The sequence below is a fragment of the Pseudohoeflea suaedae genome, assembly GCF_004354915.1.
Classification (GTDB): Bacteria; Pseudomonadota; Alphaproteobacteria; order Rhizobiales; family Rhizobiaceae; genus Pseudohoeflea; species Pseudohoeflea suaedae.
The window spans coordinates 591,521-615,204 of sequence record NZ_SMSI01000001.1 but is presented as its reverse complement, the minus strand read 5'-3'; the positions used below and the strand labels follow the sequence as shown (position 1 = coordinate 615,204).

The window sequence follows — 23,684 nt, the reverse complement described above, 5'->3', positions numbered from 1 at the left end:
GCACCGGCAGGCGTTTGCGATCCTGCAGGACAAAGGCGCGGCAATGGTCCGTTCCGGTCATCATGACCGATATCTAGCAGGTTTTAAGGGCAATACAAATTCCGCAGGGCCGGCAAGGCCCTTGGCATTCCCATAGCGGCCGCGACCTGCCATAAGTCCTCCCATGACAGCAAAGCCCTCCCGCCCCGACCTCGCCGATTTCGAGACCGTGACCGAATGGGTCTTCGACCTCGACAACACGCTCTATCCCCGCCGCGCCGACCTGTTCTCGCAGATCGACAAGAAGATGACCGGCTATATCCGCACGCTTCTGGATCTCGATCACGACGCGGCGCGCAAGGTGCAGAAGCAGTATTACCGCGACCACGGCACGACGCTGCAGGGGCTGATGGTCAATCACGGCATCGACGCCAACGAGTTCCTCGCGGCGGTCCATGACATCGACTATTCGGTTCTCGAACCCGATCCGGGCCTCGGCGAGGCGATCCGGGCCCTGCCGGGCCGAAAATTCATCTTCACCAATGGCGACGTGCCGCATGCGCGCAGAACAGCCGAGGCGCTCGGGATCCTTGATCATTTCGACGATATCTTCGACATCATCGCCGCCGAACTGATGCCGAAGCCCGCACCCGATACCTATCGACGCTTTCTCGAGATCAACGGCGTGCACCCGAAGAATGCGGCCATGTTCGAGGATCTGCCGCGCAATCTGGCGGCTCCGCACGATCTCGGCATGCGCACGGTGCTGATCGTGCCCAACAACATGGATGAGGTGGTCGCCGAGACGTGGGAACAGGAGGGCGACACCGCCCCCCACATCCACTACGTCACCGACGATCTGCGCGAATTCCTCTTCGCGCTTCAAGCCGCGGACTGAGCCCCTTATTCGGGCGCGAACTCGTAGTAGCGCGAGATCGCGTCCCAGGCTTCCTCGGCCGTATCGACATAGTTGAGAAGCCCTGGGTCGTCCGGCGAGATGGTGCCGAAATCGCTCAGCGCCTGGAAGTCGATGATCGAGGTCCAGAACTCCTTGCCGAACAGGAGGAAGGGGATCGGCTCCATGCGGCCGGTCTGGATCAGGGTCAGCGTCTCGAACATCTCGTCCATGGTGCCGAAGCCGCCCGGGAAGATGGTGATCGCCTTGGCGCGCATGAGGAAGTGGATCTTCCGGATCGCGAAATAGTGGAAGTTGAAAGACAGTTCCGGCGTCACATAGGGATTGGGCGCCTGTTCGTGCGGCAGCACGATGTTGAGGCCGATCGACTTGGCCCCGACATCATTGGCGCCGCGGTTACCCGCTTCCATGACGCCCGGCCCGCCGCCGGTACAGATGACGAATTCCGATCCGCCTGATTTCAACGAATGCTCGGAGACCACGCGGGCGAAATTGCGCGCTTCCTGATAGTAGCGCGAGGCTGCCCGGAGGTTCTCAGCCTGGGTCTCGTTATGGGCGGCCCATGGATCGCCGCCGGGTTCGGGAATGCGCGCGCCGCCGAACATGACGACTGTCGACCGCACATTCGCCTCGTCCAGCAGCATTCCGGGCTTGAGGAGCTCGAGCTGCAGGCGGACGGGCCGCAGCTCCTCGCGGCAGAGGAAATCCATGTCGGCATAGGCAAGCCGATAGGCGGGATGAGCGGTCTGCGGGGTCAGCGGCTGGCGTTCGGCGCGCTCCCGGTCGGAATGGCTATCCTGCAGCGGGTCCCAGGCACCATCCGGACGTTTGGCATTCATGGCATTCTCCTTGTCGAATTGACCGGGCCTGCCTCCTCCCTTAGGAGAAAAGCCGATCACTGCCGTGAAAGACGAGTTCGCCGCAGAAAGCAAGAAATACCCGTTCAAGATTAAGGAAACGCCACAATGAAGCACGACCTGACGGCCCTTGAGGCGACGATCGAAACCGCTTTCGACAATCGCGACGAGGTTTCCACTTCCACCCGTGGCGAAGTGCGCGACGCCGTCGAGGAAGCGCTCAACCTGCTCGATCGCGGCGAAGCCCGCGTGGCCGAGCGCGGCGAAGACGGGAACTGGACCGTCAACCAGTGGCTCAAGAAGGCGGTGCTTCTCTCCTTCCGGCTTAACCCGATGGAAATCATCAAGGGCGGTTCGGGCGAATCCGTCTGGTGGGACAAGGTGCCGTCGAAATTCGAAGGCTGGTCGGCCAACGAGTTCGAGACCGCCGGTTTCCGCGCGGTGCCGGGCTCGATCGTCCGGCGCGGCTCCTTCGTCGGCAGGAATGTCGTGCTGATGCCGTCCTTCGTCAATCTCGGCGCCTATGTCGACCAGGGCACCATGGTCGACGGCTGGGCCACTGTCGGCTCCTGCGCGCAGATCGGCAAGAACGTCCACCTGTCGGGCGGCGTCGGCATCGGCGGCGTGCTCGAGCCGCTGCAGGCTGGCCCCACCATCATCGAGGACAACTGCTTCATCGGCGCGCGGTCGGAAGTCGTCGAAGGCTGCATCGTGCGCGAGGGCTCGGTGCTCGGCATGGGCGTCTACATCGGCAAGTCGACCAAGATCGTCAACCGCCAGACCGGCGAGATCAGCTATGGCGAAGTGCCGCCCTATTCGGTGGTCGTGGCCGGCACGCTCCCCGGCAAGCCCTTCCCGAACGGCGAGCCCGGCCCGAGCCTCTATTGCGCGGTCATCGTCAAGACGGTCGACGAGAAGACGCGTTCGAAGACCGGCATCAACGAACTGCTGCGCGACTGATATCGCGCCATGCGCGGACGCCCCGATGCAGACCTGAGATGGCTCCTGTTCGGGATGTCCGGCAGGATAGGACGCAAGGCGTTCATCCTCACGATACTCTTCTGGTTCGCAGTCCTTGCCATGCCCGTCGCCATGGCCGGCCGGATGGGAGCCAGCGAACATGAAGGGGCGGTGCTGATCGGTTTTTCGCTGATCGTCGCCGCCTTTCTCACGGCCTGGTCGGTGCTCGCGGCGACCGTCAAGCGGCTTCACGATATCGGGCTGCCGGGCGGCTGGGCCATCGCGCTCTTCTTTCCGCCCGCCGCGCTCCCCGCAATCCTGGCGCTGTCGCTCTGGCCCACCCGGCAAGGACCGAACCGTTTTGGCGCGGGACCCGAGCAGCCGGGCCACTGAGCGAATGGCGAAAAGCCCCGTCCGTCACGGATGACACCTTGCGGCCAATCGGCTATGCAAACGTCATGACACTGACCAATCCTTCCGACGTTCTCTCCGCCCTGATCCGCTGCCCGTCCGTTACCCCCGAGGAAGGCGGCGCACTGGAGACGCTCGAGCGTTTTCTCTCCGAGCTCGGCTTCACGGTCGAACGGCCGGTCTTCTCCGAAGACGGTACGCCCGACATCGAGAACCTCTATGCCCGGCTCGGCAATGACGGCCCGCATCTGATGTTTGCGGGACATACGGACGTGGTGCCGACGGGAAATCTCGAGGGCTGGAGCCACGATCCGTTCGGCGCGGAAGTGGCCGATGGCATGCTCTACGGCCGCGGCGCGGTGGACATGAAGGGCGGCATTGCCTGCTTCCTCGCCGCACTCGCCCGCCTTACCGGCGACAAGGGCGCACTGCCCGGCTCGATCTCGTTCCTGATTACGGGCGATGAGGAGGGCCCGGCGATCAACGGCACGGTGAAGCTGCTCGAACATGCTGCCAAGAAGGGCGAGAGCTGGGATGCCGCGCTGGTGGGCGAACCGACCAACCCGAACCAACTCGGCGACATGATCAAGATCGGCCGACGCGGATCGCTGTCGGCGAAGCTGACGGTGAGCGGCACGCAGGGCCACGTGGCCTATCCGCATCTGGCCGACAATCCGCTCAGGGTCGCCAACGCACTGGCAGCCGCCCTCCTCGACCCGCCGCTCGACGCGGGCAACGAGCGCTTCCCTGCCTCCAATCTCGAGCTGACCTCGATCGATACCGGCAACCCGGCCACCAACGTGATCCCGGGTTCCGTGGACGTGACGTTCAACATCCGCTTCAATGACGGCTGGTCGGCGGAAACGCTCTCGGCCGAGATCGAGAACCGTCTCCGACAGGCGGCCGACGCCCTGCCCGACCGCGCGACCCGCGGTCCCGCACGCTACGACATCAGCTTCCAGCAGCGCCCCTCCCCGTCCTTCCTGACCCGTGACGACGCGCTGATCGGCACACTGTCCGGGGCGGTCAAGTCGGTGACCGGCCGGATGCCGGAGCTATCGACGACCGGCGGCACGTCGGATGCGCGCTTCATCAAGGATTACTGCCCCGTCGTGGAGTTCGGCCTCGTCGGCAAGACCATGCACATGACGGATGAATGCGTGGCGCTTTCCGACCTCGAGACGCTGACGCAGATCTACGAGCGCTTCATCGTCGACTGGTTTCAAGCCCAGGAAGGCCGCGTCTGATGGGCGCTGTCGGCTTGCCCTCCCGACAGGAAGTCGGCCGGTCTCTGGCCGGGCTCTTCACCACCCTCGAAGGTGACAGGCGCGGGCTGGAGCAGATCGATTCGAGCCTCGAAGGCATGCTGCGATCGTTCCTGGCCTATGCCTGGTGCTGGCCGGCACAGACATTCCTGTGGGCCGGCATCTGGCGCGACATGCCCGATCAGCAACCCGACACCGTCTGGGGCACGATAAGCTTCATCCTGACCGGATCGATCTTCGACTTTCTCGCCTGGGTGCTGCCGGCTCTGCTTCTCTACCCGGTCTCCCAGCCCTTCGGCTTCCGCAAGCAGTTCCTGCCGCTGATCGCGGCGACCAACTGGTTCGGACTGATTGCCACCTATCTGGCCTTCCTGCCGGCGACGGTCAGCTATTTCGCGCCGGTGCCCGAGGGGCTCGACGCGATCCTGTCGCTCGCGGTCTATGGCGTGACGATCTGGTTCTATTTCCGGCTGGTCCGCGCGGTGCTCAACGACGAGGCGATACTCGCGGCGCTGGTGACGCTCGTCACCCTCGTTTCCAGCCTGCTCGTTTCATCGCTGGCATTCGGCGCGCTGGGTATTTAGGCACAATTCAATTCGCAAGCCACTGTCAGCACAACCTATGATATAATATTTGAATCTATCCCCTTTTAGTAGTAATTTAACTTACTACAACAGGAGGAGGTCGTGATGAAAGTAATATTCTTTATTCTTGCACTAGCCATTTCACCTCTAACCAGCAGCACCAATGCGGAAGACGTAAAATCTTGCGGTGGAATTGCCGGAATCTCGTGCGGTCCCGGTGATTACTGCAAATTTCCACTCTCGGCGGCTTGCGGCGCCGCAGATCAGATGGGGCAATGCGTCAAAATGCCGGAGGTCTGCACCAAGGAATACGTGCCCGTCTGCGGATGCGACGGCAGCACTTACAGTAACGTTTGCGAAGCTGCAGCAAACGGTTCAAGTGTGGCATACGTGGGTGTATGCCGAAACCATGCGCGAGAACCCGCGAAAATACAGGGCTCGACTAACGCCTGCATTCAAGTAGTGAGCTGCGGGATTAAGAACGGCGAACCGAAAACATATCCCACGCCCTGTGAGGCCTATGCAGATGGCGCGACTTATGTTCAGCCCAAGTCAGGCTCGACATGCCCAGCAATTCAATAGTGGGTTAAGTGCGCCGATCAGGCGGCCAGTTCCTCGACATTGGGGAACAGGGCATCGAGATCGAGATAGCAGATCATCTCCTGGCCGACGGGGATGATGGCGCGAGTGAGCGCGCGCTCGGCTTCCGGCAGGACGTCCGGGGCCGGCTGCAGGTCGGAATTCTTCACGGTGATCATGTCCGAGACGTTCTCGACGAGAAGGCCGACGAGCTTGGAGGCGATCTGGGTGACGATGATGGCGGAGCGCTCGGTCGGCTCGATCGGCTTCAGGCCGAGACGGATCGCCATGTCGATGACCGGGATCACGGAACCGCGCAGGTTGATCACGCCGAGCACGTGAGCAGGGGTATGCGGGAGGGTAGTCGACGGCGCCCAGCCGCGGATTTCGCGCACGGCCATGATGTTGACGCAGAAAACCTGCCCCGCGAGATGGAAGGAAATGATCTCAAGCGTGCCGGTGTTGTCGTTGGTGGCTTGTTCGGACATCGGTGCGGTTCTCACTGTTCCCTAAGATCAAGACGTCCGGGCGGGTGCGTGATGCATCCAGCTCGCCCGATTTGTGAACTCTGCCGATATCCCCTTGATATAGGGTTAAAATGCTGCGCGAAACTTGGCGGATGAAGGCCTCGCCGCGATTGCCCGGTCTCAATAGTCGACCTGCATGAAATAGAGCCCGCCCGGAGGCGCCACGGCGCCACAGGCGCTGCGGTCGCGGGCCTGCAATGCGGTCTCCACATCGGCGCGGCTCCATTTGCCCTGGCCCACGAGTTTCAGGGTTCCGGCGAACGACCTGATCTGATTGTGCAGAAAGCTCTGCGCGCTGGCCCGGAGCTCGATGGTGCCGTCCGCATTCACCGAAACGTCGAGCCGGTCGAGCGTCTTTACCGGCGAGCGCGACTGGCAATGGACGGAGCGGAAGGTGGTGAAATCGTGCCTGCCGACGAGCGCCTGGGCCGCATCATGCATGGCTTGCGCATCAAGCGGACGGGCCAGCCACCAGGCGCGGTCGCGTTCGAGAACCAGCGGCGCAGGGCGGCAGATGTAACGGTAGAGATAGTGACGTTTCGTGGCAGAGAAGCGGGCATCGAAATCATCGGCCACCTTCTCCGCCTCAAGCACGGCAACGGTCTCCCGCGCCATGCCGAGATGGGCGTTGATCGCATTGCGCACGGTCTCGACCGGCCAGTCGCGGGCAAGATCGACATGGGCAACCTGGCCACGGGCATGGACGCCGGTATCGGTGCGTCCGGCACCGCGTATCCCGACCTCTTCGCCGGAGAACCCCTTTATCGCCGCCTCGATGGCCCCCTGCACACTGGCCGGGCCGTCCTGACGCTGCCAGCCGGCATAACCGGTCCCGTCATATTCGATGAGGAGCCTGTAGCGCGGCATCAGCCCGCGACCGTTCCGGCAGGCACGGCGGAGCCGCGAAGGAAATCGGAAGCGGCCAGAGGCTTGCCGCCGGCCTTCTGCAAACGTTCGAGGCGGATTGCGCCCTCGCCGCAGGCAATCGTCAGATGGTTGTCGATGAAGGTGCCGGACGGCGCATGCCCCGGCGCTTCCGCCGAAAGCGAGGAGGCGAGCACCTTCACCCGTTCGGGCTCGCCGCCGAGGGAGAGCAGGAACCACGCACCCGGAAACGGCGAAAGGCCGCGAATATGGTCGTGCACCTCGCGTGCGGGCCTCGAAAAATCGATGCGGGTTTCGGCCTTGTCGATCTTGGCCGCATAGGTCACGCCGTCTTCGGGCTGGGCGACCGTGTCCAGCATGCCGTCGGATGCGAGCCTGGCCATCGCCTCGACCATCAGACGGGCGGTCAGTTGCGAGAGCTGATCGTGGAGTTCGCCGGCCGTGCGGTCGACAGGAATCGCGACCTTTTCGGTGAGCGCCACCGCGCCGGTGTCGAGCCCCTTGTCCATCTTCATGACCATGACGCCGGTCTCGCCGTCGCCCGCCATGATCGCCCGCTGGATGGGGGCCGCTCCGCGCCATCGCGGCAGAAGCGAGGCATGGCCGTTCCAGGCCCCATGTTTCGGCGCATCGAGAATGGCCTGCGGCAACAGAAGGCCATAGGCGACGACGACGGCGGCATCGGCTTCGAGCGCAGCAAATCGTGCCTGCTCGTCCTCGCCCCTGAGGCTGGTGGGGGTGCGGACCTCGATACCGAGTTCGGCGGCGGCGGCATGGACCGGTGAGGGCCTGGTCTCGAGGCCGCGGCGACCTGCGGGACGGGGCGGCTGGGAATAGACGGCGACTATCTCGTGGCCGGCGTCCGCCAGCGCCCTGAGCGTCGGCACCGCATAGTCCGGCGTTCCCATGAAAACGAGCCGCATAGAAATCTCCCGGGGACCGGCCAGCAGGCTCAGGCCTGGATCAGGCGCTTGTCCGCTGGCGCGCCATCTTGGTGAACTTCTTGACCACCATGTCGCGCTTGAGTTTGGAAATATGGTCGATGAAGAGCACGCCGTTCAAATGGTCGATCTCGTGCTGGAGACAGGTCGCCAGAAGTCCCTCGGCCTCCATTTCCTTGCGCTCTCCGGTGATGTCCTGATAGCTGACGGTCACCTTGGCCGGGCGCTCGACCTCGGCATAATAGTCCGGGATCGACAGGCAGCCTTCCTCGTAGACGCTCATCTCGTCGCTGCGAGCGACAATTTCCGGATTGGTGAAGACCAGCGGTGCGGGATCCTCGTCCTTGCCGGCAACGTCGATCACCAGAAGACGGCGAGGCTCGCCGATCTGGATCGCGGCCAGACCTATGCCCGGTGCGTCATACATGGTTTCAAGCATGTCCCTGGAGAACCGCTCGAGCTCGGCGTCGAAACGCTCGATGGGGGCGGAGTTCTCGCGCAGAAGCGGGTCGGGAAGCAGGATGATCGGCTTGATGCTCATGGAGCCTAGATATTATGAGGGCGGCCGACTTGCAACCGCCCCGAAGCCGTTGAAACGGTCGAAATCAGGCAACCTTGCGCGACCTCGCCGGAGCGTCGCCGGCGCGCCGGCTCGAAGCGCTGGAAACAGCGGCATCATTCGGATCGCGGGTCTTGAAACCGCGCAGCGATGTCGTCAGCCGTTCGACTTCGCCGGTCAGCTTGTTGATCTGCCCGGAAGTTTCATCGACCATGTGGGCATTCTGCTGCGTGATCGAGTCCATCTCGTTGACGGCGGAGGAGATTTCACCCAGCCCGGAGGACTGCTCGCTTGCCGCGGAGGCGATCGATCCGATGATCTGGTTGATCTCCTCGACCCGGCCGATGATGTTTTCGAGCGCGGTACCGGACTTGCTGACGAGTTCGACGCCGGTTTTCACCTGAACGGATGAATCGGCGATGATCTTCTTGATCTCGCGCGCCGCTTCTGCCGAGCGCTGCGCGAGCTCGCGAACCTCCTGCGCGACGACCGCGAAGCCCCGCCCCGCCTCGCCTGCACGAGCGGCTTCCACGCCGGCGTTCAAGGCCAAAAGATTGGTCTGGAAGGCTATGTCGTCGATCACCCCGATGAAACGCGAGATCTCGACCGACGAGGTTTCGATGTCGCCCATGGCGGCTACCGCGGAGGTCACGACCTCGCCTGAGGAATTGGCGAGGGACAGCGCTTCCGCCGTCACATCGGAGGCCTTGCGGGTACGCTGGGCGGTCGAGGTGACGCTCTCGGAAAGTTCATGCAGGGCAGCCGAACTTTCCTCGATCGAGGCCGCCTGCTGCTCCGTGCGCTGAGACAGCCGCTCGGAGTTGTCCTGAAGCTGCCTCGAAAAGGTGAGGATCTGCTCCGAGGCGTCGCGCACCTGCGCGATGGACTGGCGGAGGTTCTCGACCGAACCGTTGTAGTCGGCCCCCATGCTGTCGAACCGGCCCGGGAGACCGGATGGCAGACGGCTTTCCAGATCGCCGTCGGAAAGCGCCTTGAGGATGTTTCCAAGCTTCTCGAGCGCCTCGTTCTGGTCGCGCTCGGCGGCAAGCCGGTTGTCCTCGGCTTCCTGGCGCTTCTTCTCGAGCTCCTCGAGATAGACGCTGATGGCGAGGTCCATGTCGAGAAGCGCCGCCTTGACCACAACCGAAATGTCGGCGGCCAGTTCGGAGGATTTCCCGCGCCCGAACATGCCGGGCCAGCGCTCGCGGACGATGCCGTGGACGAGCTGCTCGACGATGAGGGCATAACCGCCGATGTACCAGCGGGGTTCGAGACCGATCTTGGCGTGAACCTTGCCGATCGTCGTCACGCCATCGACATAGGTGTCATCGAAGCGGCCCTCGGTCACATTGCCCCAGTGGCCGGATTGCCGGGTTTTGGCGGCATTCATGTGATCGGCGCCGGAAAAGAACTTCGAGACTTCCGGGACCCGTGCGACCTTCTCGTAGAAGACGTCGAGCCCGCCACCGATGGATTTTTCCACCGTCGGCTTCAGATCCCTCAGGCGCTGGCGTTGCGCCGCGTCAAAACCCAGAAACTCCGTACGTTCATCAATTCCGCTCTTCCGACTGCCGTGCTCGCTCATTGCAAAATCGCCCTGTAGAAATACCAGTTGGCCGTTTATCCTCTTCTAGGGTTAACACTAACCATCAGAGCCACCCTGAATTTGTCACAGGCTAAAGTTGTGATCCGTGCGGATATACAGGTCGCTGCAATATCTGAAAACAAATCAATACTTTGACTTATGAGGCGATAGACTTGGTCGGCCCCGCCCCGTAAATTTTCGCAGTCAGTTTCCATGCCTCCCGGATGCGCATTTTGCATTTCGGCTTTCCGCATGAGCCCGAAGCCGGCCAAATTTCCGGAAGCGGGGGGTGAGGGCAAGCAGGCCAGACGCGTCCGGATTGCACCGGTGTTCTTGTTTTGATCTATCGCTGCCAGGCGAATCTGCTATGAAACAGGGATGAACGAGCAAGCGGCATCTCCCAATTCCATCCTGTTCCGGGTCGGTGAGATACCCGTCACGCTGACGGGTCTTCTCGTCGTCGCGCTGATCGTGGCGGCGGCCATATCCCTGGTGCTGTTGCTGCTGCTCTCGCGGGCATCGCGACAGCGCGCTGCGGCAGAGCGCGCCGCCTCCGAACGGGCGCAGCACGCCGAGGACCGGCTCGGCGACATCCTCAAGGCACAATCCGAAATGCAGGGCCGCATGGGCGCGATGGCGGAAATGTTCGGCACCCGGCAGGCGGAATTCAACCACGCCATCAACCAGCGCATCGACGGCATGACGCAGCGCATCGGCACCACGCTGAGCGAACAGACCAAATCGACGCACGAGAATCTCGCCCGGCTGCAGGAACGGCTGGCGGTAATCGATACGGCGCAGAACAATATCCAGACGCTCGCCCGCGACGTCGTGGGGTTGCAGGCAATCCTGTCGAACAAGCAGACGCGCGGCGCCTTCGGCCAGTCGCGCATGGAAACGATCGTCAAGGACGGCCTGCCCTTCGGCTCCTACGAGTTCCAGCGCACGCTGTCGAACGGCACCCGTCCCGACTGCACCATTACCATGCCCAACGGCGCACCGGATCTCGTCATCGATGCCAAGTTCCCGCTCGAGGCGTGGAATGCGATGCGCGAAACCGAGCCGGGCGACACGGCTTCGCTCGCACAAGCCACCCAGCGCTTCCGCCGCGACATGGAAGTCCATATCCGGGACATATCGGAAAAATACCTGATCACCGGCGAGACGCAGGACACGGCCTTCCTGTTCGTGCCGTCGGAATCCATTTTCGCCGAGATTCACGAGAACTTCGAGGGAATCGTCCAGCGCGCCCATCGCGCCCGCGTCGTCATCGTCTCGCCCTCCCTGCTGATGCTTTCAGTGCAGGTGGTGCAGGCTCTATTGAAAGATGCGCGGATGCGCGAGCAGGCCCACCTGATCCAGGGGGAGGTGCTTAGGCTGATGGAGGATCTTTCCCGCCTGGACGAGAGGGTCCGCAAGCTGCAGACGCATTTCGGCCAGGCGCAAAGGGATATCGACCAGATCCTGACCTCCACCGACAAGCTGACCAAGCGCGGCAGCAAGATCGAGATGCTCGAATTCGAGGCCAGCCCCCGCGCCGGCGCTTCTCACCGCGGCGAGAGCGACGGCCCCGAAGAGAGGAGCGGCAAGCTCCGCCTTCGGGTGGTCGACGAGGACTGACATCGCCTCAGAGGCGACCAGTTTCCTCAGAGGCGGCTCAGGCGCTCGATGAAGAGGTCGAAAAAGCCCTCATCGTCGATATCCCTGATCACCATCGCGTTCCTTTTCCGGCCTGTCACCCGCCACCAGTCGATCACCGTCATGCCGAGCGTCAGTTCCGATTTCGTCTCGATCTCGACATTGCACTCGCGGCCGGAAAACAGCTCGGGCTTGAGCAGGTAGGCGATCACGGTGGGATCGTGCAGCGGACCGCCGTCGGTGCCATACTTCTGTTCGTCGAAACGTTCGAAATATTCCAGCATGTCGGCCATGATGCCGGCAGGCTTGCCGCCATTGGCGCGCAGACGCCCGATGCGGTCCTTGCGCGTGAGCGCCTTGTGCGTGACATCGAGCGGCATCATGGTGATCTTGATGCCGGAGGCAAAGACGATCTCGGCGGCTTCCGGATCGACATAGATATTGAACTCGGCTGCCGGCGTGATGTTTCCGCCCTCGAAGAAGCCGCCGCCCATCAGCACGATTTCGCCAATGCGCCCGGCGATGTCCGGGGCCTTTTGCAGGGCCATGGCAATGTTGGTCAGAGGACCGAGCGGGCAGAGCGTGATCGCCCCCTTCTCGTTGTCGCGGATCGCCTCGATGATGAAATCGACGGCATGACCATCGGCGAGCGGCACCGGCGGCTCGTAGATCTCGACGCCGTCTATACCGGTCTTGCCGTGAACTTCCTCGGCGGTGACGAGATCGCGCTTGAGCGGCTTTTCGGCTCCCGCATAGACCGGAATGTCGCTTCGCCCGCAGATATCGAGGATCAGCCGGGCATTCCGCTTCGTCAGTTCCAGCGGAACATTGCCGGCAACCGCAGTCAGCGCCAGAACCTCGAGTTCGGGGCTGGCGGCAGCCAGCATGATGGCACCGGCATCATCCTGGCCGGGGTCTGTATCGATGATGATTTTGCGGGCAGACATGCACGATCCTTGTTGTTGTCCGGGTAATCGAATGTGAGGCGGACCCTATGTCGCGGCACGGAAGCGGGCAAGTCCTTGCAGCCGGGGTTGCGCACACCCATATTCAGCCTGTCCGGACGCCGATACGGGTCCGGATATGAATGTCGCTTGAAAGAGGACAGACCATGACCCGCATGACCCCGTTTTCAAGTCCGCTGCTTCTGGGCTTCGACACGATCGAAAAATCCCTTGAGCGCATCGCCAAGGGCTCGGAGGGCTACCCGCCCTACAATATCGAGCGAATTCGCGCCAATTCGGATGGCGACCCGGCGGAGCGGCTGAGAATCACCCTCGCAGTCGCCGGCTTCACCGAGAGCGATCTCGACGTGACCACCGAAGAAAACCAGCTCATCATCCGTGGCCGCCAGGGTGAACCCGAGGGCCGCGAATATCTCTATCGCGGCATTGCCGCACGCCAGTTCCAGCGCACTTTCGTGCTTGCCGACGGCATGCAGGTGATAGGCGCGGAGCTGAAGAATGGCCTGCTTGCCGTCGATCTCATTCGTCCCGAACCGGAGCGGATGGTGAGAAAAATTAACATTTCCGTCGGAGATTAATTCGAACGGTAGGCCAAGTGTTGCGTTTCACATCCTCCAAGGAGGCTAAATCGATGTTTGCAAGAACCGTTAAATCCCCGTCCGTGACAACAACGGAGCTCGCCGCTCTCGGTGAAGGCGAAGTCGGCTACATCCGCGAAATGACGTCGGATGAGGTCAACAAGCGCTTCCCCTCCGCACCGCAGCTCGATCCGGGCATGCAGCTCTGGGCGCTGTTCGGGGCAGATGGCACACCGATCCTTCTAACCGACGACAAGTCGAGCACGTTCTATCGCGCCGCCGAAGACGAGCTGAAGACCGTCAGCATCCACTAAGGGCGGACGTCGCCTCGCCACACAAAAAAGCAGCGCGGATGATGCTCCGCGCCGCTGATCTTCTCAAATCGTCCGGAACCCGGATCAGGCGGCGTTAGACGCCTGGGAATCCGACAGGAAGGCGTAGAGCGAGGCCGCGTCGTCGGTCGCGCGCATCTTCTCCACCAGATCGCTGTCACGCATGACGCGGGCAATCCGCGACAGCGCCTTGAGGTGATCGGCGCCCGCCCCTTCGGGAGCGAGAAGCAGAACCACGAGATCCACAGGCTCGTCGTCCAGCGCCTCGAAATTGACGGGCTGATCCAGACGCGCGAAGACCCCGACGATCCGGTCGAGATTGCCCATCTTGCCGTGCGGAATGGCAATGCCGTTGCCCACGCCGGTCGAACCAAGCCGCTCGCGCTGGAGAATCACGTCGAAAATCTCGCGCTCGGGCAGCCCGGTCAGGGATGCAGCCTTGGCCGACATTTCCTGCAACAGCTGCTTCTTGGAGTTTGCCTTGAGTGCCGGCAGAACAGCGTTCTGCGCAATCAGGTCAGCAAGCGCCATGATGTCATACCCTCATTGTCCAGCCCCACCGGGGGCGCGGCATCTGCGGCGATGCCGGCGTCCCCCGCCGACATGGCTACGATTTGACGGAACCGGCGTCGATCCAGCCGATATTCCCATCGTTGCGCCGGTAGACCACGTTGAGCGCGTCATTGCCAGCATTCTTGAACATCAGCACACGTTCGTCGGTCATGTCGAGCGCCATGACGGCGGACGCCACGGTCATCGTCCCGACCTGCCGGGTGCTTTCTGCGATGATCGCCGGAGCGTAGTCTTCCGGCGCTTCGTCGGCCTCATCCAGTTCCGCCTCGACGACGGAATAGGCAATCTCGTGCCCATTGCCGTTGTTTCCGTGATGGTCCTTCAGCCGGCGCTTGTAGCGCCTGAGGCGCTTTTCGACCTTGCCTGCGGCACTGTCGAAAGCCGGCTGCGGGTCGAGCGCTTCCCCGGTGGCGTGAAGCACCACGCCGGTATCGAGATGCACCCGGCAATCGGCGGAGAACCGCGAACCGGACTTCTCCACGATGACCTGCGCCGAATAACCGCCGTCAAAATACTTGCGGACGGCGTCATCGATGTGATCTTCGATCTTCGTCCGGAATGCCTCGCCGACTTCCATCTGTTTGCCCGATACACGCACGTTCATGGATGAACCCTTCTTCTTGTTGATTTGGGTATTCATATTAGGCCAACGCCATCACCGTTCCAAGGAGGAGACGAGGTGATTGGCGGCATTTTCCGGTCCGCAGCGCATTTCGGATTGTATCGGAGGCTTTCCTCAGGCCAACGCGGCCCGGCTTCTACGCGCCACAACCACCGCTGTCAAGTTTGGCATAAAACTTGCTTTAAATGTTAAGCATTTTCAGCACCTTCACGCGACCGCGGCCTTTGCGCGCGCACGCTTCTCGCGTCGCCGCTGGACCGAAGACGGTATCGACATGGCCTCGCGATACTTCGCCACGGTGCGCCGCGCAATCCCGATTCCGCCCTTCTTCAGCAGGTCCACAAGATCATCGTCGGACAGCACCGCATGGGGCTCTTCCTGCTCTATCAATGTGCGGATCCTGTGACGAACGGACTCGGCGGAGTGCGTTTCGCCATCATTATTCGCCGAACCGATGGATACGGTGAAGAAGTATTTCAACTCGAAAACGCCGCGCGGGGTCAGCATGAACTTGTTGGAGGTCACGCGGCTGACGGTGGATTCATGCATGCCGATGGCTTCGGCGACCGCCTTGAGATTGAGCGGGCGCAGATGGTCGACGCCATGCAGGAAAAAGGCATCCTGGCGTTTGACGATCTCGCTTGCGACCTTGACGATGGTGCGCGCGCGCTGATCGAGCGAGCGCGTGAGCCAGTTGGCCGTCTGCAGGCATTCATTGAGGAAATCGCGGCCCTCGCCGGCCTTCGGCAGTCTGGCCGACACCTTGGCGCAATAGCTCTGGTTGACGAGCACCCGCGGCAGGGTGTCGGGATTGAGCTCGACCAGCCAGCCGCCGTCGGATGCCTGGCGCACGATAACGTCGGGCACGACGATCTCGCTCAACGTCTCCTCGAAACGCGTGCCCGGCTTGGGATCGAGCGCCCGGATTTCCGAAAGCATCTGCAGCAGGTCTTCCTCGTCAACGCGGCACAGGCGCCCGAGGGACTGGAAGTCGCGGCGGGCCAGCAGGTCGAGATGATCGAGCAGCGTCGCCATGGCGGGGTCGAGACGGTTCTTGCGCTCGAGCTGGATGGCCAGACACTCCGACAGCGAACGGGCGAAAATGCCGGGCGGGTCGAAAGATCGGGTCTTGGCAAGCACCCCTTCGATGCGCTCCCGGTTCACGCCGAGGCGGATGGCGATTTCGTGCGTATCGCCCTGGAAATAGCCCGCGGGATCGAGATGATCGGCAAGTTCGTTGGCAATGGCGCGATCGGTGACGTTTTCGAAGGCGAAGGCAACCTGCTCGGCCACATGGTCGCGCAATGTCAGCGGCATGGCGGCGAAATCGTCGATATCGACGCCTTCGCCGAGTCCGCCGGATCCGCCGCCAGGCATCGATTTCCAGCTCGCGGCGAGTTCGGGCGCGTCCGGGCGCTCGGCGCCATGATCGTCCTGGTAGACATTCTCATAGTCGGCATCGAGGGATTCCGACATCCGCTCGGCCGATCCGTCCGGCTCCGGCTCATGAACCCTGAGCGGAATGATGTCGGCACTTTCGGGTGCGTCCTGCTCCGAGGCCTCGCCCGCGATCTCGAGCAGCGGATTGCGCTCGACTTCCTGCTCGATGAACTGCTGGAGCTCGGCATGATTGAACTGCAGCAGCCGGATCGACTGCATCAGTTGCGGCGTCATGACCAGGGACTGGCTCTGACGCATTTGCAGTTTCACGGACAAGGACATCCGACGCACTACTCCCCGTATCCGGGTCTCCGCCGCGCATCATGCGGGTTCGAAGCCCAAAACCGGCTCCACCCCCTACGAAAACATTCCAAGGACCCGGTTGGCCCGAGAATTGCTTGTTTCACCCTTCAGGTCAAGTAAGCCATCAAATTCTGCTGAAAAAATAGTCAGAGAGAGAATTGTTCGCCCAGATACAGTTTGCGGACGTCGGCATTGGCCACGATTTCCGCGGGGCGTCCATGGGTCAGCACCTGACCGGCATGGATGATGTAAGCGCGATCGATCAGACCGAGGGTCTCGCGCACATTGTGGTCCGTAATCAACACCCCGATACCGCGCCGCGTCAAGTGGCGCACGAGATTCTGGATGTCGGCGACCGCGATGGGATCGACGCCGGCAAAGGGCTCGTCGAGCAGCATGAAGGTCGGATCGGAAGCCAGCGCGCGGGCAATCTCGAGCCGGCGACGCTCGCCGCCCGAAAGCGCGATCGAAGGCGCCTTGCGCAGATGGTCGATATGGAACTCGGCCAGCAGCTCGTCGAGTTTTGCCTCCCGCGCCTTCGCCTCCGGCTCGACGACCTCCAGGATGGCGCGGATATTCTGCTCGACCGACAGGCCGCGAAAGATCGAGGCTTCCTGCGGGAGATAGCCGACCCCAAGCCGCGAACGGCGATACATGGGCAGCTTGGTCACCTCGTTGCCGTCGATCTCGATCGCACCGGAATCCACCGGCACGAGCCCCGTGATCATGTAGAAACAGGTGGTCTTGCCCGCACCGTTGGGCCCGAGAAGACCGACCGCCTCCCCCCGGCGTACGCCGAGAGACACGCCATCGACGACCCGCCGCGTCTTGTACGCCTTGACCAGGTTGCGCGCGATCAGCGTTCCCTTGTAGCGCTCCTCGGCCACGTGCTGGCGAACGCCGCCCGCACCGCCGGGCCTGAGCCAGTGAAGTCCGATCCTCATACCGCTACTGGCTCTGACGCGATTTCGGATCGAGCTGGATGCGCACGCGTCCGCCGCAGCTTTCGAGCTTTGCCTCGCTCGACCCCATGTTCACGGTCAGCCGGCAGCCGATGAAAATGTTGTCGCCCTGGGTAAGGACCACCTTCTCGCCCTCCAGGACCGCGGTTTCGCGCACCATGTTGAACGTGCCCTTGTCGGCGGATGCGGTCTGGGTCGCGGTGCGCAGCAGCACCTTTTTGGACACGTCGATGCTTTCGATATCGCCGCCTCCGGAGGTCATGCCGTCGCCGCCATTCTTGTAATGAACGACCATGAGGCCGGACTGCAGCGTGGTGTCGCCCTGCTGGACCTTGACGTTGCCGGTGAAGATGGCGCGCTTTTCCGCTTCCTTGATCTCGAGCTTGTCGCTCTCGATCTGGATGGGCTGGTCGTTGGCAATCGCCAGACCCGGCATCCGCGTGGCCGTTTCCTGCGCATGAGCGGGCGCAACGCCGAAAAGCGCGGCAGTCATGAAGGCCGCCGCGAGGAGCCCGGCCGTTTCAGTCATCTTGAGCATCATCTCAGTTCGCCGTTTGGGTTGTCTTGGAATCTTCAACCGCCTTGGGATCGATGGTCATCCGTACGCGCTTTTCGAGGACAATGGTATTCCCCTTGTCCGCCATTCGCATGGACTGCGCATCCACCACACCTTCGGGCAGCTTGATGTTGACGGGCTTGTCGGTGGACATCGCCCCACCCTTGATGTCGATCGAGGCATCCTGAAGGCTCGCCTTCATGCCCGAACTCGTGGTCACCGTGAAGGGTTTATCGAACGTCATCGTCTCGCCTTCGCGATCGAAAAGCCCGCTTTCCGCCTCGAGCTTGGCCGTAACCCCTTCGGACACAGGCACATCGGCGGAGATATTCTCGAGCTCGATCAGGTTGGGCGAGGTCAGATCCTGCAGCGCGCGATCGGCCTTGAGCTCGTAATTCTGGTTGTTGCCGTTCTCGCCGGTCAGAATCGGCCGGTGCATGACCAGCTTGCCGTCCTCGATGGAGGTGGAGGCCACGACCACGCCTTCCGGCACGATCGAGGACACCCAGGAGACGGCGACGAATCCCAGGATGAGCACGGCGGAAGCGACGGGCAGCGCGATCTTGAGCCGCCTCACGGTACGCGAATGCTGGAGCGCCCGCCGGTATTCCCGGTCGGAACGGCTTTCCAGCCGGTCGCCTGCCAAGCTATGATCGGTCGCAGCTATGCTCATGGGTCTTTCGTGTAGGGCCGAAAACGGGCCAAAAGAGGATTTTCATCTCGAATTCTACTTCAATATGATGTTTTTACGGTAAATGCCAATTCCAACAGAATTACCCAGCCCGGCCAGCCGGAGCTCCCATGCCCAGAAGGATCCCCACATGGATGCCGACCAACTCATCGAACGCCGCCGCCTGAGGCGCAAACTGTCCTTCTGGCGCGCCGCTGCCATAGTGATCGTTCTCGTCGCCGTCGCGGCGGCAACATACGCCCTCCAGCCCTCCACGTCCCGGAGCGACCAGATCGCACGCATCGAGGTCACCGGCATGATCACCGATGACCAGAAGCTGGTCGAGCTGATCGAGGATGCCGAGGAAAGTGACGCGGTGAAGGCGATCGTGGTGTCGCTGAACACCCCCGGCGGCACGACCTACGGCGGAGAGCAGCTGCGCAAGGCGCTGGTCAAGGCGCGCCAAGCCAAGCCGGTTGTCGCGGACATCCGCACACTGGCCGCTTCCGCCGGTTACATGATCGCGGCCTCGACGGATCACATCGTTGCCGGCGAAACCTCGCTGGTGGGTTCGATCGGCGTGATCTTCCAGTATCCGCAGGTCGGCGAACTGCTGGACAAGGTCGGAGTGCAGTTCAAGGAGATCAAGTCCTCTCCTCTCAAGGCCGAGCCCTCTCCCTTCCACCCGGCAAGCCCGGAGGCCGAGGAAATGGTGCGCGCGATGGTTCGCGACAGTTATGACTGGTTCGTGGACCTCGTGGCGCAGGAGCGCGACATGGATCGCGCCACGGCCCTTCGGATTGCCGATGGATCGGTCTTCACCGGTCGCCAGGGTCTGGAAAACGGTCTTGTCGACGCATTGGGTGGCGAAACGGAAATCCGGGCCTATCTGAAGGAACGCGGTGTCAAGGACGACCTCGACATGGTCACCTGGAAGCCGAAACGTGAAGAAGCCGGAGGGCTGCTTCCGTCGCTTGTCGGCAAGGCGATGGAACAGCTGACCGGCCCGACCTTCTCGCTGTCGGACGAAATTCGACAGGTCGGGGGAGGAAAGTTGTTTCTTGACGGTCTGGTATCGCTTTGGCAGGCTGGAGAAAATTCGCCGATAAAGGTCACGGGAGGCCACCAATGATCAAGTCCGAACTGGTCCAGGCGGTCGCCGCGCGCAATCCGCATCTCTATCACCGCGATGTCGAGAACATCGTCAATGCGGTGCTCGACGAGATCACCGATGCGCTGTCGGAGGGCAACCGCGTGGAGCTTCGCGGCTTCGGCGCCTTCTCGGTGAAGAACCGCCCGCCGCGCTCGGGCCGCAACCCGCGCACCGGCGAACCGGTTTTCGTCGAGGAAAAGTGGGTGCCTTTCTTCAAGACCGGGAAGGAATTGCGCGAGCGCCTCAATCCTGACGGCGAGGACTGATACGCAGACGCGCATCACCTCACGGACAATCGCGCCGCAAGCAGATAAAAAATGGTCAAACGCATCATCAGCCTTCTCATCCTGGTCCCGATCGCCATCGTGCTGATCGTGCTGTCCGTCGCAAACCGGCAGAGCGTCACCCTGGCGTTCAATCCGTTCGACCGCAGCGATCAGGTGATGTCGATGACGCTGCCGTTCTTCGTCTACCTGTTCGGCGCGGTCATCGCGGGCATGGTCATCGGCTCGGTCGCAACCTGGTGGGGCCAGGGCAAGCACCGGGCACGGGCCCGCTCTTCTAAGAAAGAAGCGGTGAAATGGCACAAGGAAGCAGATCGGCTGAAGGCCGATAATGCGCCACAAAAAGAAGAGCGCCAGGGGTTCCCGGCGCTCGGCAGTCCAAACAGCTGATCCGCCGGGCGCGACGGACCGAAAGCCCGGAGGCGGATCAGGCGGTTTCCTGCCCGTCCGTCTTCCCGGTTATCACCTCGTTGAGATTGGCGAAGAACTGCGCGGCGAGCTTCTTCGACGTCGAATCGATCAGCCGCGAGCCCATCTGCGCGAGCTTGCCGCCGACCTGGGCGGTGACCTCGTAATTGAGGATGGTGATATCGCCCTCCTCTTCGAGCTTGACGTCCGCGCCGCCTTTGGCAAAGCCCGCTATGCCGCCCTTGCCTTCGCCGACGATGGTGTAGCTCTTCGGCGCGACGATATTTTCAAGCGTCACATGCCCCTTGAAGCTGGCCGAGACCGGCCCGACCTTGACCTTCACGGTCGCCGTCATCTCGTTGTCGGAGATCTTTTCGAGCTCCTGGCAACCGGGAATACACCGACGCAGGACGTCCGGATCGTTCAGCGCGTCCCAGACCTTGTCCCGGGGAGCCGCGATTTCCTCTTTGCCCATCATTTCCATCAGATGATCTCCTCGTGTTCCCCTGTCCCGCCTAAAACCGCTTTGCCAACGGGGTGGCGGATTGCTATGTGCTCTCACACATAATCATTTGGCATAATTCATCAAGATCAATCGGGATCAGGACGGCGTGGCAGGCAGAAAGCGGGACAAGGCAGGACGACCGGGAGACCGGAAAGGCGCACCCGCGAAAACACGCGGCGCGCCGCACCGGGACGTCACGTCGAAGGCTGGCGGCAAGGGCGGCCACAGGGACGCAGGCGGCAAGCCGTCCTCGCGCGACCGCGAGCCCGCCCGGAAGGCAGGTGCGAAACCGGCCCCCATCCAAGTGGCCGCGCAGGATGACAAGCAGGCCTCACAGCTTTTCGACCGGCCGCTGACCCGGCACAGCGGCGCACTGCCCGGCGAGCGAATTCCGGTGATTCTCGAAAGCCTCGAGGATCAAGGCTACCAGCTTCTCGATTCCGGCAATGGCGAAAAGCTCGAACGATACGGCCCGATGCGGATCGTCCGGCCCGAGGCGCAAGCCTTGTGGCCACGGCGCATGAAGCCGGGCGAATGGGACAATGCCGACGCGGTCTTTACCGGCGACACCGAGGAAGACGGGCTTGGCCGCTGGGCCTTCCCGAAGGCACCGCTCGGCGAGACATGGCCGATGCAGCTCATGGGCGTCGACTTCCACGGCCGGCTGACATCGTTCCGGCATGTCGGCGTCTTCCCCGAGCAGCTCGCCCATTGGCGCTTCATGGTCGACGCCATCGAGGCGAGGAAGGGCGCACCGGCCAAGGTGCTCAATCTCTTCGGCTATACCGGCGTCGCCTCGCTGATCGCCGCCAGCGCAGGTGCGGAAGTCACCCATGTCGACGCGTCGAAAAAGGCGATCGGCTGGGCGCGCGAGAATCAGGCCCTCGCCGGGCTCGACAAGAAGCCGATCCGCTGGATCTGCGACGACGCGATGAAGTTCCTGCTGCGCGAGGAGAAGCGCGGCAACGGCTACGATCTCATCCTCACCGACCCGCCGAAATTCGGGCGAGGACCGAACGGCGAAGTCTGGCAGCTGTTCGATCACCTGCCCCTGATGCTCGACGTCTGCCGGGCGGTGCTCTCCAGAAATCCGATCGGGCTGGTGCTGACCGCCTATTCGATCCGCGCCTCCTTCTATTCCATCCACGAGCTGATGCGCGAAACCATGCGCGGCGCCGGTGGCCGGGTGGAATCGGGCGAACTCATCATCCGCGAGTCGGGCGACGACGCCTCCGAGGCGCGCGCCCTCTCGACCTCGCTTTTCAGCCGGTGGCTCCCTCATGAATGAACGACGTACGATTGCCCGCGTGGGCCAGGTCAAGGAGATCACCAGTCTCTCCAACCCCATCGTCAAGGATGTCCGCGGGCTTCAGCAGAAGAAGCACCGCGACGAGAGCGGGACGTTTCTTGCCGAGGGGTTGAAGCTCGTCATCGACGCCTTCGAACAGGGCTGGACCATCCGGACGCTGATCTACGCCAAGGCCGCGCGCGGCAAACCGGTCGTGGAAGAGGTCGCCGCCAAGACCGTGGCACGGGGCGGGCTGGTTCTCGAAGTCAGCGAGAAGGTGCTGACGGCGATAACGCGGCGCGACAATCCGCAAGCCGTGATCGCCGTGTTCGACCAACAGTTCAAGCCGCTGTCGGCCATCCGCCCGCAGGATGGCGAGACCTGGGTGGCGCTCGACCGGGTGCGCGATCCGGGCAATCTGGGCACCATCATCCGCACCGCCGATGCAGCCGGCGCGTCGGGCATCATCCTCATCGGCGAAACCGTCGATCCCTTTTCCATGGAAGCGGTGCGGGCAACCATGGGCTCGGTCTTCTCGATGCCGCTCGCCCGCGCCTCGGCGGCGGATTTCCTTGCCTGGAAAGCCAAGGCCGGCGCGAGCATTGTCGGCACCCATCTCAAGGGCTCGGTCGATTACCGCACCATCGATTACAAGAGCCGCCCGACGGTGATCCTGATGGGCAACGAACAGGCCGGGCTGCCCGACGACTTGGCGGAGGGGTGCGATCAGCTGGCCCGCATTCCGCAGGCCGGACGGGCGGATTCGCTCAATCTCGCGATCGCGACCGGCGTGATGCTCTTCGAAGCCCGGCGGCACCTTTTGTCGTTCGACGAGGCGCAGGCATGAGCGGCCTCACCGTTGCCCGCTGGCCCGGTTTCGTCGTTGCGGTCGCCGGTGCGATCGGCCTCGACCAGCTGATCAAGTATCTCGTGGAAACCGGGCTGCCGATGCATCAGCGGGTCGATCTGGTCCCCTATGTCTCGCTATTCCGGACCTATAATGACGGTATCGCGTTTTCGATGCTGGCAGGTATGGCCGATACCGGCCTGGCCCTGATCGCGGCCGCGGTGACGATCTTCGTCCTGGTCCTGAGAGCCCGCACCGATGCGGCCCGGCATTTCGCCCATTGGGGCTATTGCCTGATCATCGGCGGCGCGGTCGGCAATCTGATCGATCGCGTGTGGCACGGCTACGTGATCGACTATATCCTGTTTCATACCGAGAGCTGGTCGTTCGCCGTGTTCAATCTCGCGGATGCCTTCATCTCCGTCGGAGCGGCCTTTATCGTGCTCGACGAATGTCTCGAATGGCGGGCGACACGCCGTCGGGACATTACCGACAGGAAGTGAGCCTTCCGC

Annotated in this window: 29 protein-coding genes; 15 read left to right on the top strand and 14 right to left on the bottom strand. The window is 62.6% G+C overall.

What is annotated here, in order from left to right:
* The first annotated feature begins 163 nt into the window (after nucleotides 1-163).
* Entirely contained in the window at nucleotides 164-877 is a 714-nt protein-coding gene (locus E2A64_RS02905) for a pyrimidine 5'-nucleotidase (RefSeq protein ID WP_133282929.1), read from the top strand.
* A 5-nt stretch (nucleotides 878-882) separates the two neighbouring features.
* Here E2A64_RS02905 and E2A64_RS02900 read toward each other — a convergent pair whose 3' ends face one another.
* Complete coding sequence (locus tag E2A64_RS02900) at nucleotides 883-1,734, bottom strand: LOG family protein (RefSeq protein WP_133282928.1); 852 nt, start codon at nucleotides 1,732-1,734, stop codon at nucleotides 883-885.
* 126 nt (nucleotides 1,735-1,860) lie between these two features.
* Here E2A64_RS02900 and dapD point away from each other — a divergent pair, with 126 nt between their 5' ends.
* The 5 genes from dapD (at nucleotide 1,861) to E2A64_RS18160 (ending at nucleotide 5,554) form a co-directional block, all read left to right on the top strand.
* The gene (gene dapD, locus E2A64_RS02895) at nucleotides 1,861-2,712 is read left to right on the top strand and encodes a 2,3,4,5-tetrahydropyridine-2,6-dicarboxylate N-succinyltransferase (protein WP_133282927.1); all 852 of its coding nucleotides are present in this window, start codon (nucleotides 1,861-1,863) and stop codon (nucleotides 2,710-2,712) included.
* Nucleotides 2,713-2,721: 9 nt separating this feature from the next.
* On the top strand, nucleotides 2,722-3,105 hold the full coding sequence (locus E2A64_RS02890; RefSeq protein ID WP_133282926.1) for a DUF805 domain-containing protein: 384 nt from the start codon (nucleotides 2,722-2,724) through the stop codon (nucleotides 3,103-3,105).
* A 65-nt stretch (nucleotides 3,106-3,170) separates the two neighbouring features.
* The gene (dapE, locus tag E2A64_RS02885; protein ID WP_133282925.1) at nucleotides 3,171-4,370 is read left to right on the top strand and encodes a succinyl-diaminopimelate desuccinylase; all 1,200 of its coding nucleotides are present in this window, start codon (nucleotides 3,171-3,173) and stop codon (nucleotides 4,368-4,370) included.
* The gene (locus E2A64_RS02880; RefSeq protein WP_133282924.1) at nucleotides 4,370-4,972 is read left to right on the top strand and encodes a hypothetical protein; all 603 of its coding nucleotides are present in this window, start codon (nucleotides 4,370-4,372) and stop codon (nucleotides 4,970-4,972) included. The genes dapE and E2A64_RS02880 overlap by 1 nt, the downstream gene beginning before the upstream one ends.
* Before the next feature lie 105 nt (nucleotides 4,973-5,077).
* Nucleotides 5,078-5,554: a Kazal-type serine protease inhibitor family protein gene (locus E2A64_RS18160; RefSeq protein ID WP_133282923.1), complete on the top strand. Its 477-nt coding sequence runs from the start codon at nucleotides 5,078-5,080 to the stop codon at nucleotides 5,552-5,554.
* Nucleotides 5,555-5,571: 17 nt separating this feature from the next.
* Here the strand turns inward: E2A64_RS18160 and E2A64_RS02870 are convergent, their stop codons facing one another.
* The 5 genes from E2A64_RS02870 to E2A64_RS02850 form a co-directional block, all read right to left on the bottom strand.
* Nucleotides 5,572-6,039 (bottom strand): chemotaxis protein CheW, encoded by a 468-nt coding sequence (locus E2A64_RS02870; RefSeq protein ID WP_133282922.1) that lies wholly within the window; start codon nucleotides 6,037-6,039, stop codon nucleotides 5,572-5,574.
* A gap of 159 nt (nucleotides 6,040-6,198) precedes the next feature.
* Nucleotides 6,199-6,945 carry a tRNA pseudouridine(38-40) synthase TruA gene (truA, locus tag E2A64_RS02865; RefSeq protein ID WP_133282921.1) on the bottom strand — a complete coding sequence of 249 codons (747 nt, stop codon included), beginning with the start codon at nucleotides 6,943-6,945 and terminating at the stop codon, nucleotides 6,199-6,201.
* A complete protein-coding gene (gene fmt / locus E2A64_RS02860; RefSeq protein WP_133282920.1) occupies nucleotides 6,945-7,892 on the bottom strand; it encodes a methionyl-tRNA formyltransferase in 948 nt (315 codons plus the stop codon). The genes truA and fmt overlap by 1 nt, the downstream gene beginning before the upstream one ends.
* Before the next feature lie 34 nt (nucleotides 7,893-7,926).
* On the bottom strand, nucleotides 7,927-8,445 hold the full coding sequence (def, locus tag E2A64_RS02855; protein ID WP_133282919.1) for a peptide deformylase: 519 nt from the start codon (nucleotides 8,443-8,445) through the stop codon (nucleotides 7,927-7,929).
* Between the two features lie 64 nt (nucleotides 8,446-8,509).
* The gene (locus E2A64_RS02850) at nucleotides 8,510-10,048 is read right to left on the bottom strand and encodes a globin-coupled sensor protein (protein ID WP_133282918.1); all 1,539 of its coding nucleotides are present in this window, start codon (nucleotides 10,046-10,048) and stop codon (nucleotides 8,510-8,512) included.
* 378 nt (nucleotides 10,049-10,426) lie between these two features.
* On the opposite strand from E2A64_RS02850, the gene E2A64_RS02845 reads away from it, so the two are divergent.
* Nucleotides 10,427-11,668, top strand: coding sequence for a DNA recombination protein RmuC (locus E2A64_RS02845; RefSeq protein WP_133282917.1), 1,242 nt, complete (start codon nucleotides 10,427-10,429; stop codon nucleotides 11,666-11,668).
* Between the two features lie 26 nt (nucleotides 11,669-11,694).
* On the opposite strand, the gene E2A64_RS02840 is transcribed toward E2A64_RS02845, so the two are convergent.
* A complete protein-coding gene (locus E2A64_RS02840; RefSeq protein ID WP_133282916.1) occupies nucleotides 11,695-12,633 on the bottom strand; it encodes a nucleoside hydrolase in 939 nt (312 codons plus the stop codon).
* A 164-nt stretch (nucleotides 12,634-12,797) separates the two neighbouring features.
* Between E2A64_RS02840 and E2A64_RS02835 the strand changes: the two genes are divergently transcribed.
* On the top strand, nucleotides 12,798-13,229 hold the full coding sequence (locus E2A64_RS02835; protein WP_133282915.1) for an Hsp20 family protein: 432 nt from the start codon (nucleotides 12,798-12,800) through the stop codon (nucleotides 13,227-13,229).
* A gap of 53 nt (nucleotides 13,230-13,282) precedes the next feature.
* Nucleotides 13,283-13,543: a BQ00720 family protein gene (locus E2A64_RS02830; RefSeq protein WP_133282914.1), complete on the top strand. Its 261-nt coding sequence runs from the start codon at nucleotides 13,283-13,285 to the stop codon at nucleotides 13,541-13,543.
* A gap of 84 nt (nucleotides 13,544-13,627) precedes the next feature.
* Here the strand turns inward: E2A64_RS02830 and ptsN are convergent, their stop codons facing one another.
* The 6 genes from ptsN to lptC all read right to left on the bottom strand — a co-directional run bounded on the left by ptsN (nucleotide 13,628) and on the right by lptC (nucleotide 18,690).
* The gene (gene ptsN, locus E2A64_RS02825; protein WP_133282913.1) at nucleotides 13,628-14,092 is read right to left on the bottom strand and encodes a PTS IIA-like nitrogen regulatory protein PtsN; all 465 of its coding nucleotides are present in this window, start codon (nucleotides 14,090-14,092) and stop codon (nucleotides 13,628-13,630) included.
* Between the two features lie 76 nt (nucleotides 14,093-14,168).
* Nucleotides 14,169-14,738, bottom strand: coding sequence for a ribosome hibernation-promoting factor, HPF/YfiA family (hpf, locus tag E2A64_RS02820; RefSeq protein ID WP_133282912.1), 570 nt, complete (start codon nucleotides 14,736-14,738; stop codon nucleotides 14,169-14,171).
* A 225-nt stretch (nucleotides 14,739-14,963) separates the two neighbouring features.
* The gene (rpoN, locus tag E2A64_RS02815) at nucleotides 14,964-16,478 is read right to left on the bottom strand and encodes an RNA polymerase factor sigma-54 (RefSeq protein WP_133282911.1); all 1,515 of its coding nucleotides are present in this window, start codon (nucleotides 16,476-16,478) and stop codon (nucleotides 14,964-14,966) included.
* Nucleotides 16,479-16,645: 167 nt separating this feature from the next.
* On the bottom strand, nucleotides 16,646-17,443 hold the full coding sequence (lptB, locus tag E2A64_RS02810) for an LPS export ABC transporter ATP-binding protein (RefSeq protein ID WP_133282910.1): 798 nt from the start codon (nucleotides 17,441-17,443) through the stop codon (nucleotides 16,646-16,648).
* A gap of 4 nt (nucleotides 17,444-17,447) precedes the next feature.
* Nucleotides 17,448-17,999 carry an LptA/OstA family protein gene (locus tag E2A64_RS02805; protein WP_133284227.1) on the bottom strand — a complete coding sequence of 184 codons (552 nt, stop codon included), beginning with the start codon at nucleotides 17,997-17,999 and terminating at the stop codon, nucleotides 17,448-17,450.
* Nucleotides 18,000-18,003: 4 nt separating this feature from the next.
* The gene (gene lptC, locus E2A64_RS02800) at nucleotides 18,004-18,690 is read right to left on the bottom strand and encodes an LPS export ABC transporter periplasmic protein LptC (protein ID WP_133282909.1); all 687 of its coding nucleotides are present in this window, start codon (nucleotides 18,688-18,690) and stop codon (nucleotides 18,004-18,006) included.
* Between the two features lie 148 nt (nucleotides 18,691-18,838).
* Between lptC and sppA the strand changes: the two genes are divergently transcribed.
* Genes sppA through E2A64_RS02785 form a run of 3 tightly spaced genes read left to right on the top strand, consistent with a single transcriptional unit; the run spans nucleotide 18,839 to nucleotide 20,514 of the window.
* Nucleotides 18,839-19,819: a signal peptide peptidase SppA gene (sppA, locus tag E2A64_RS02795; RefSeq protein WP_133282908.1), complete on the top strand. Its 981-nt coding sequence runs from the start codon at nucleotides 18,839-18,841 to the stop codon at nucleotides 19,817-19,819.
* On the top strand, nucleotides 19,816-20,106 hold the full coding sequence (locus E2A64_RS02790) for an integration host factor subunit beta (protein ID WP_133282907.1): 291 nt from the start codon (nucleotides 19,816-19,818) through the stop codon (nucleotides 20,104-20,106). Before sppA ends, E2A64_RS02790 begins: the two co-directional genes overlap by 4 nt.
* A gap of 51 nt (nucleotides 20,107-20,157) precedes the next feature.
* Nucleotides 20,158-20,514 (top strand): lipopolysaccharide assembly protein LapA domain-containing protein, encoded by a 357-nt coding sequence (locus E2A64_RS02785; protein WP_133282906.1) that lies wholly within the window; start codon nucleotides 20,158-20,160, stop codon nucleotides 20,512-20,514.
* A 37-nt stretch (nucleotides 20,515-20,551) separates the two neighbouring features.
* Here E2A64_RS02785 and E2A64_RS02780 read toward each other — a convergent pair whose 3' ends face one another.
* The gene (locus tag E2A64_RS02780) at nucleotides 20,552-21,016 is read right to left on the bottom strand and encodes an SRPBCC family protein (RefSeq protein ID WP_133282905.1); all 465 of its coding nucleotides are present in this window, start codon (nucleotides 21,014-21,016) and stop codon (nucleotides 20,552-20,554) included.
* A gap of 127 nt (nucleotides 21,017-21,143) precedes the next feature.
* Here E2A64_RS02780 and E2A64_RS02775 point away from each other — a divergent pair, with 127 nt between their 5' ends.
* Genes E2A64_RS02775 through lspA form a run of 3 tightly spaced genes read left to right on the top strand, consistent with a single transcriptional unit; the run spans nucleotide 21,144 to nucleotide 23,675 of the window.
* A complete protein-coding gene (locus E2A64_RS02775) occupies nucleotides 21,144-22,325 on the top strand; it encodes a class I SAM-dependent methyltransferase (protein ID WP_133282904.1) in 1,182 nt (393 codons plus the stop codon).
* Nucleotides 22,318-23,172, top strand: coding sequence for a TrmH family RNA methyltransferase (locus E2A64_RS02770; RefSeq protein WP_133282903.1), 855 nt, complete (start codon nucleotides 22,318-22,320; stop codon nucleotides 23,170-23,172). The genes E2A64_RS02775 and E2A64_RS02770 overlap by 8 nt, the downstream gene beginning before the upstream one ends.
* A complete protein-coding gene (gene lspA, locus E2A64_RS02765) occupies nucleotides 23,169-23,675 on the top strand; it encodes a signal peptidase II (RefSeq protein ID WP_133282902.1) in 507 nt (168 codons plus the stop codon). The genes E2A64_RS02770 and lspA overlap by 4 nt, the downstream gene beginning before the upstream one ends.
* Nucleotides 23,676-23,684 lie beyond the last annotated feature (9 nt).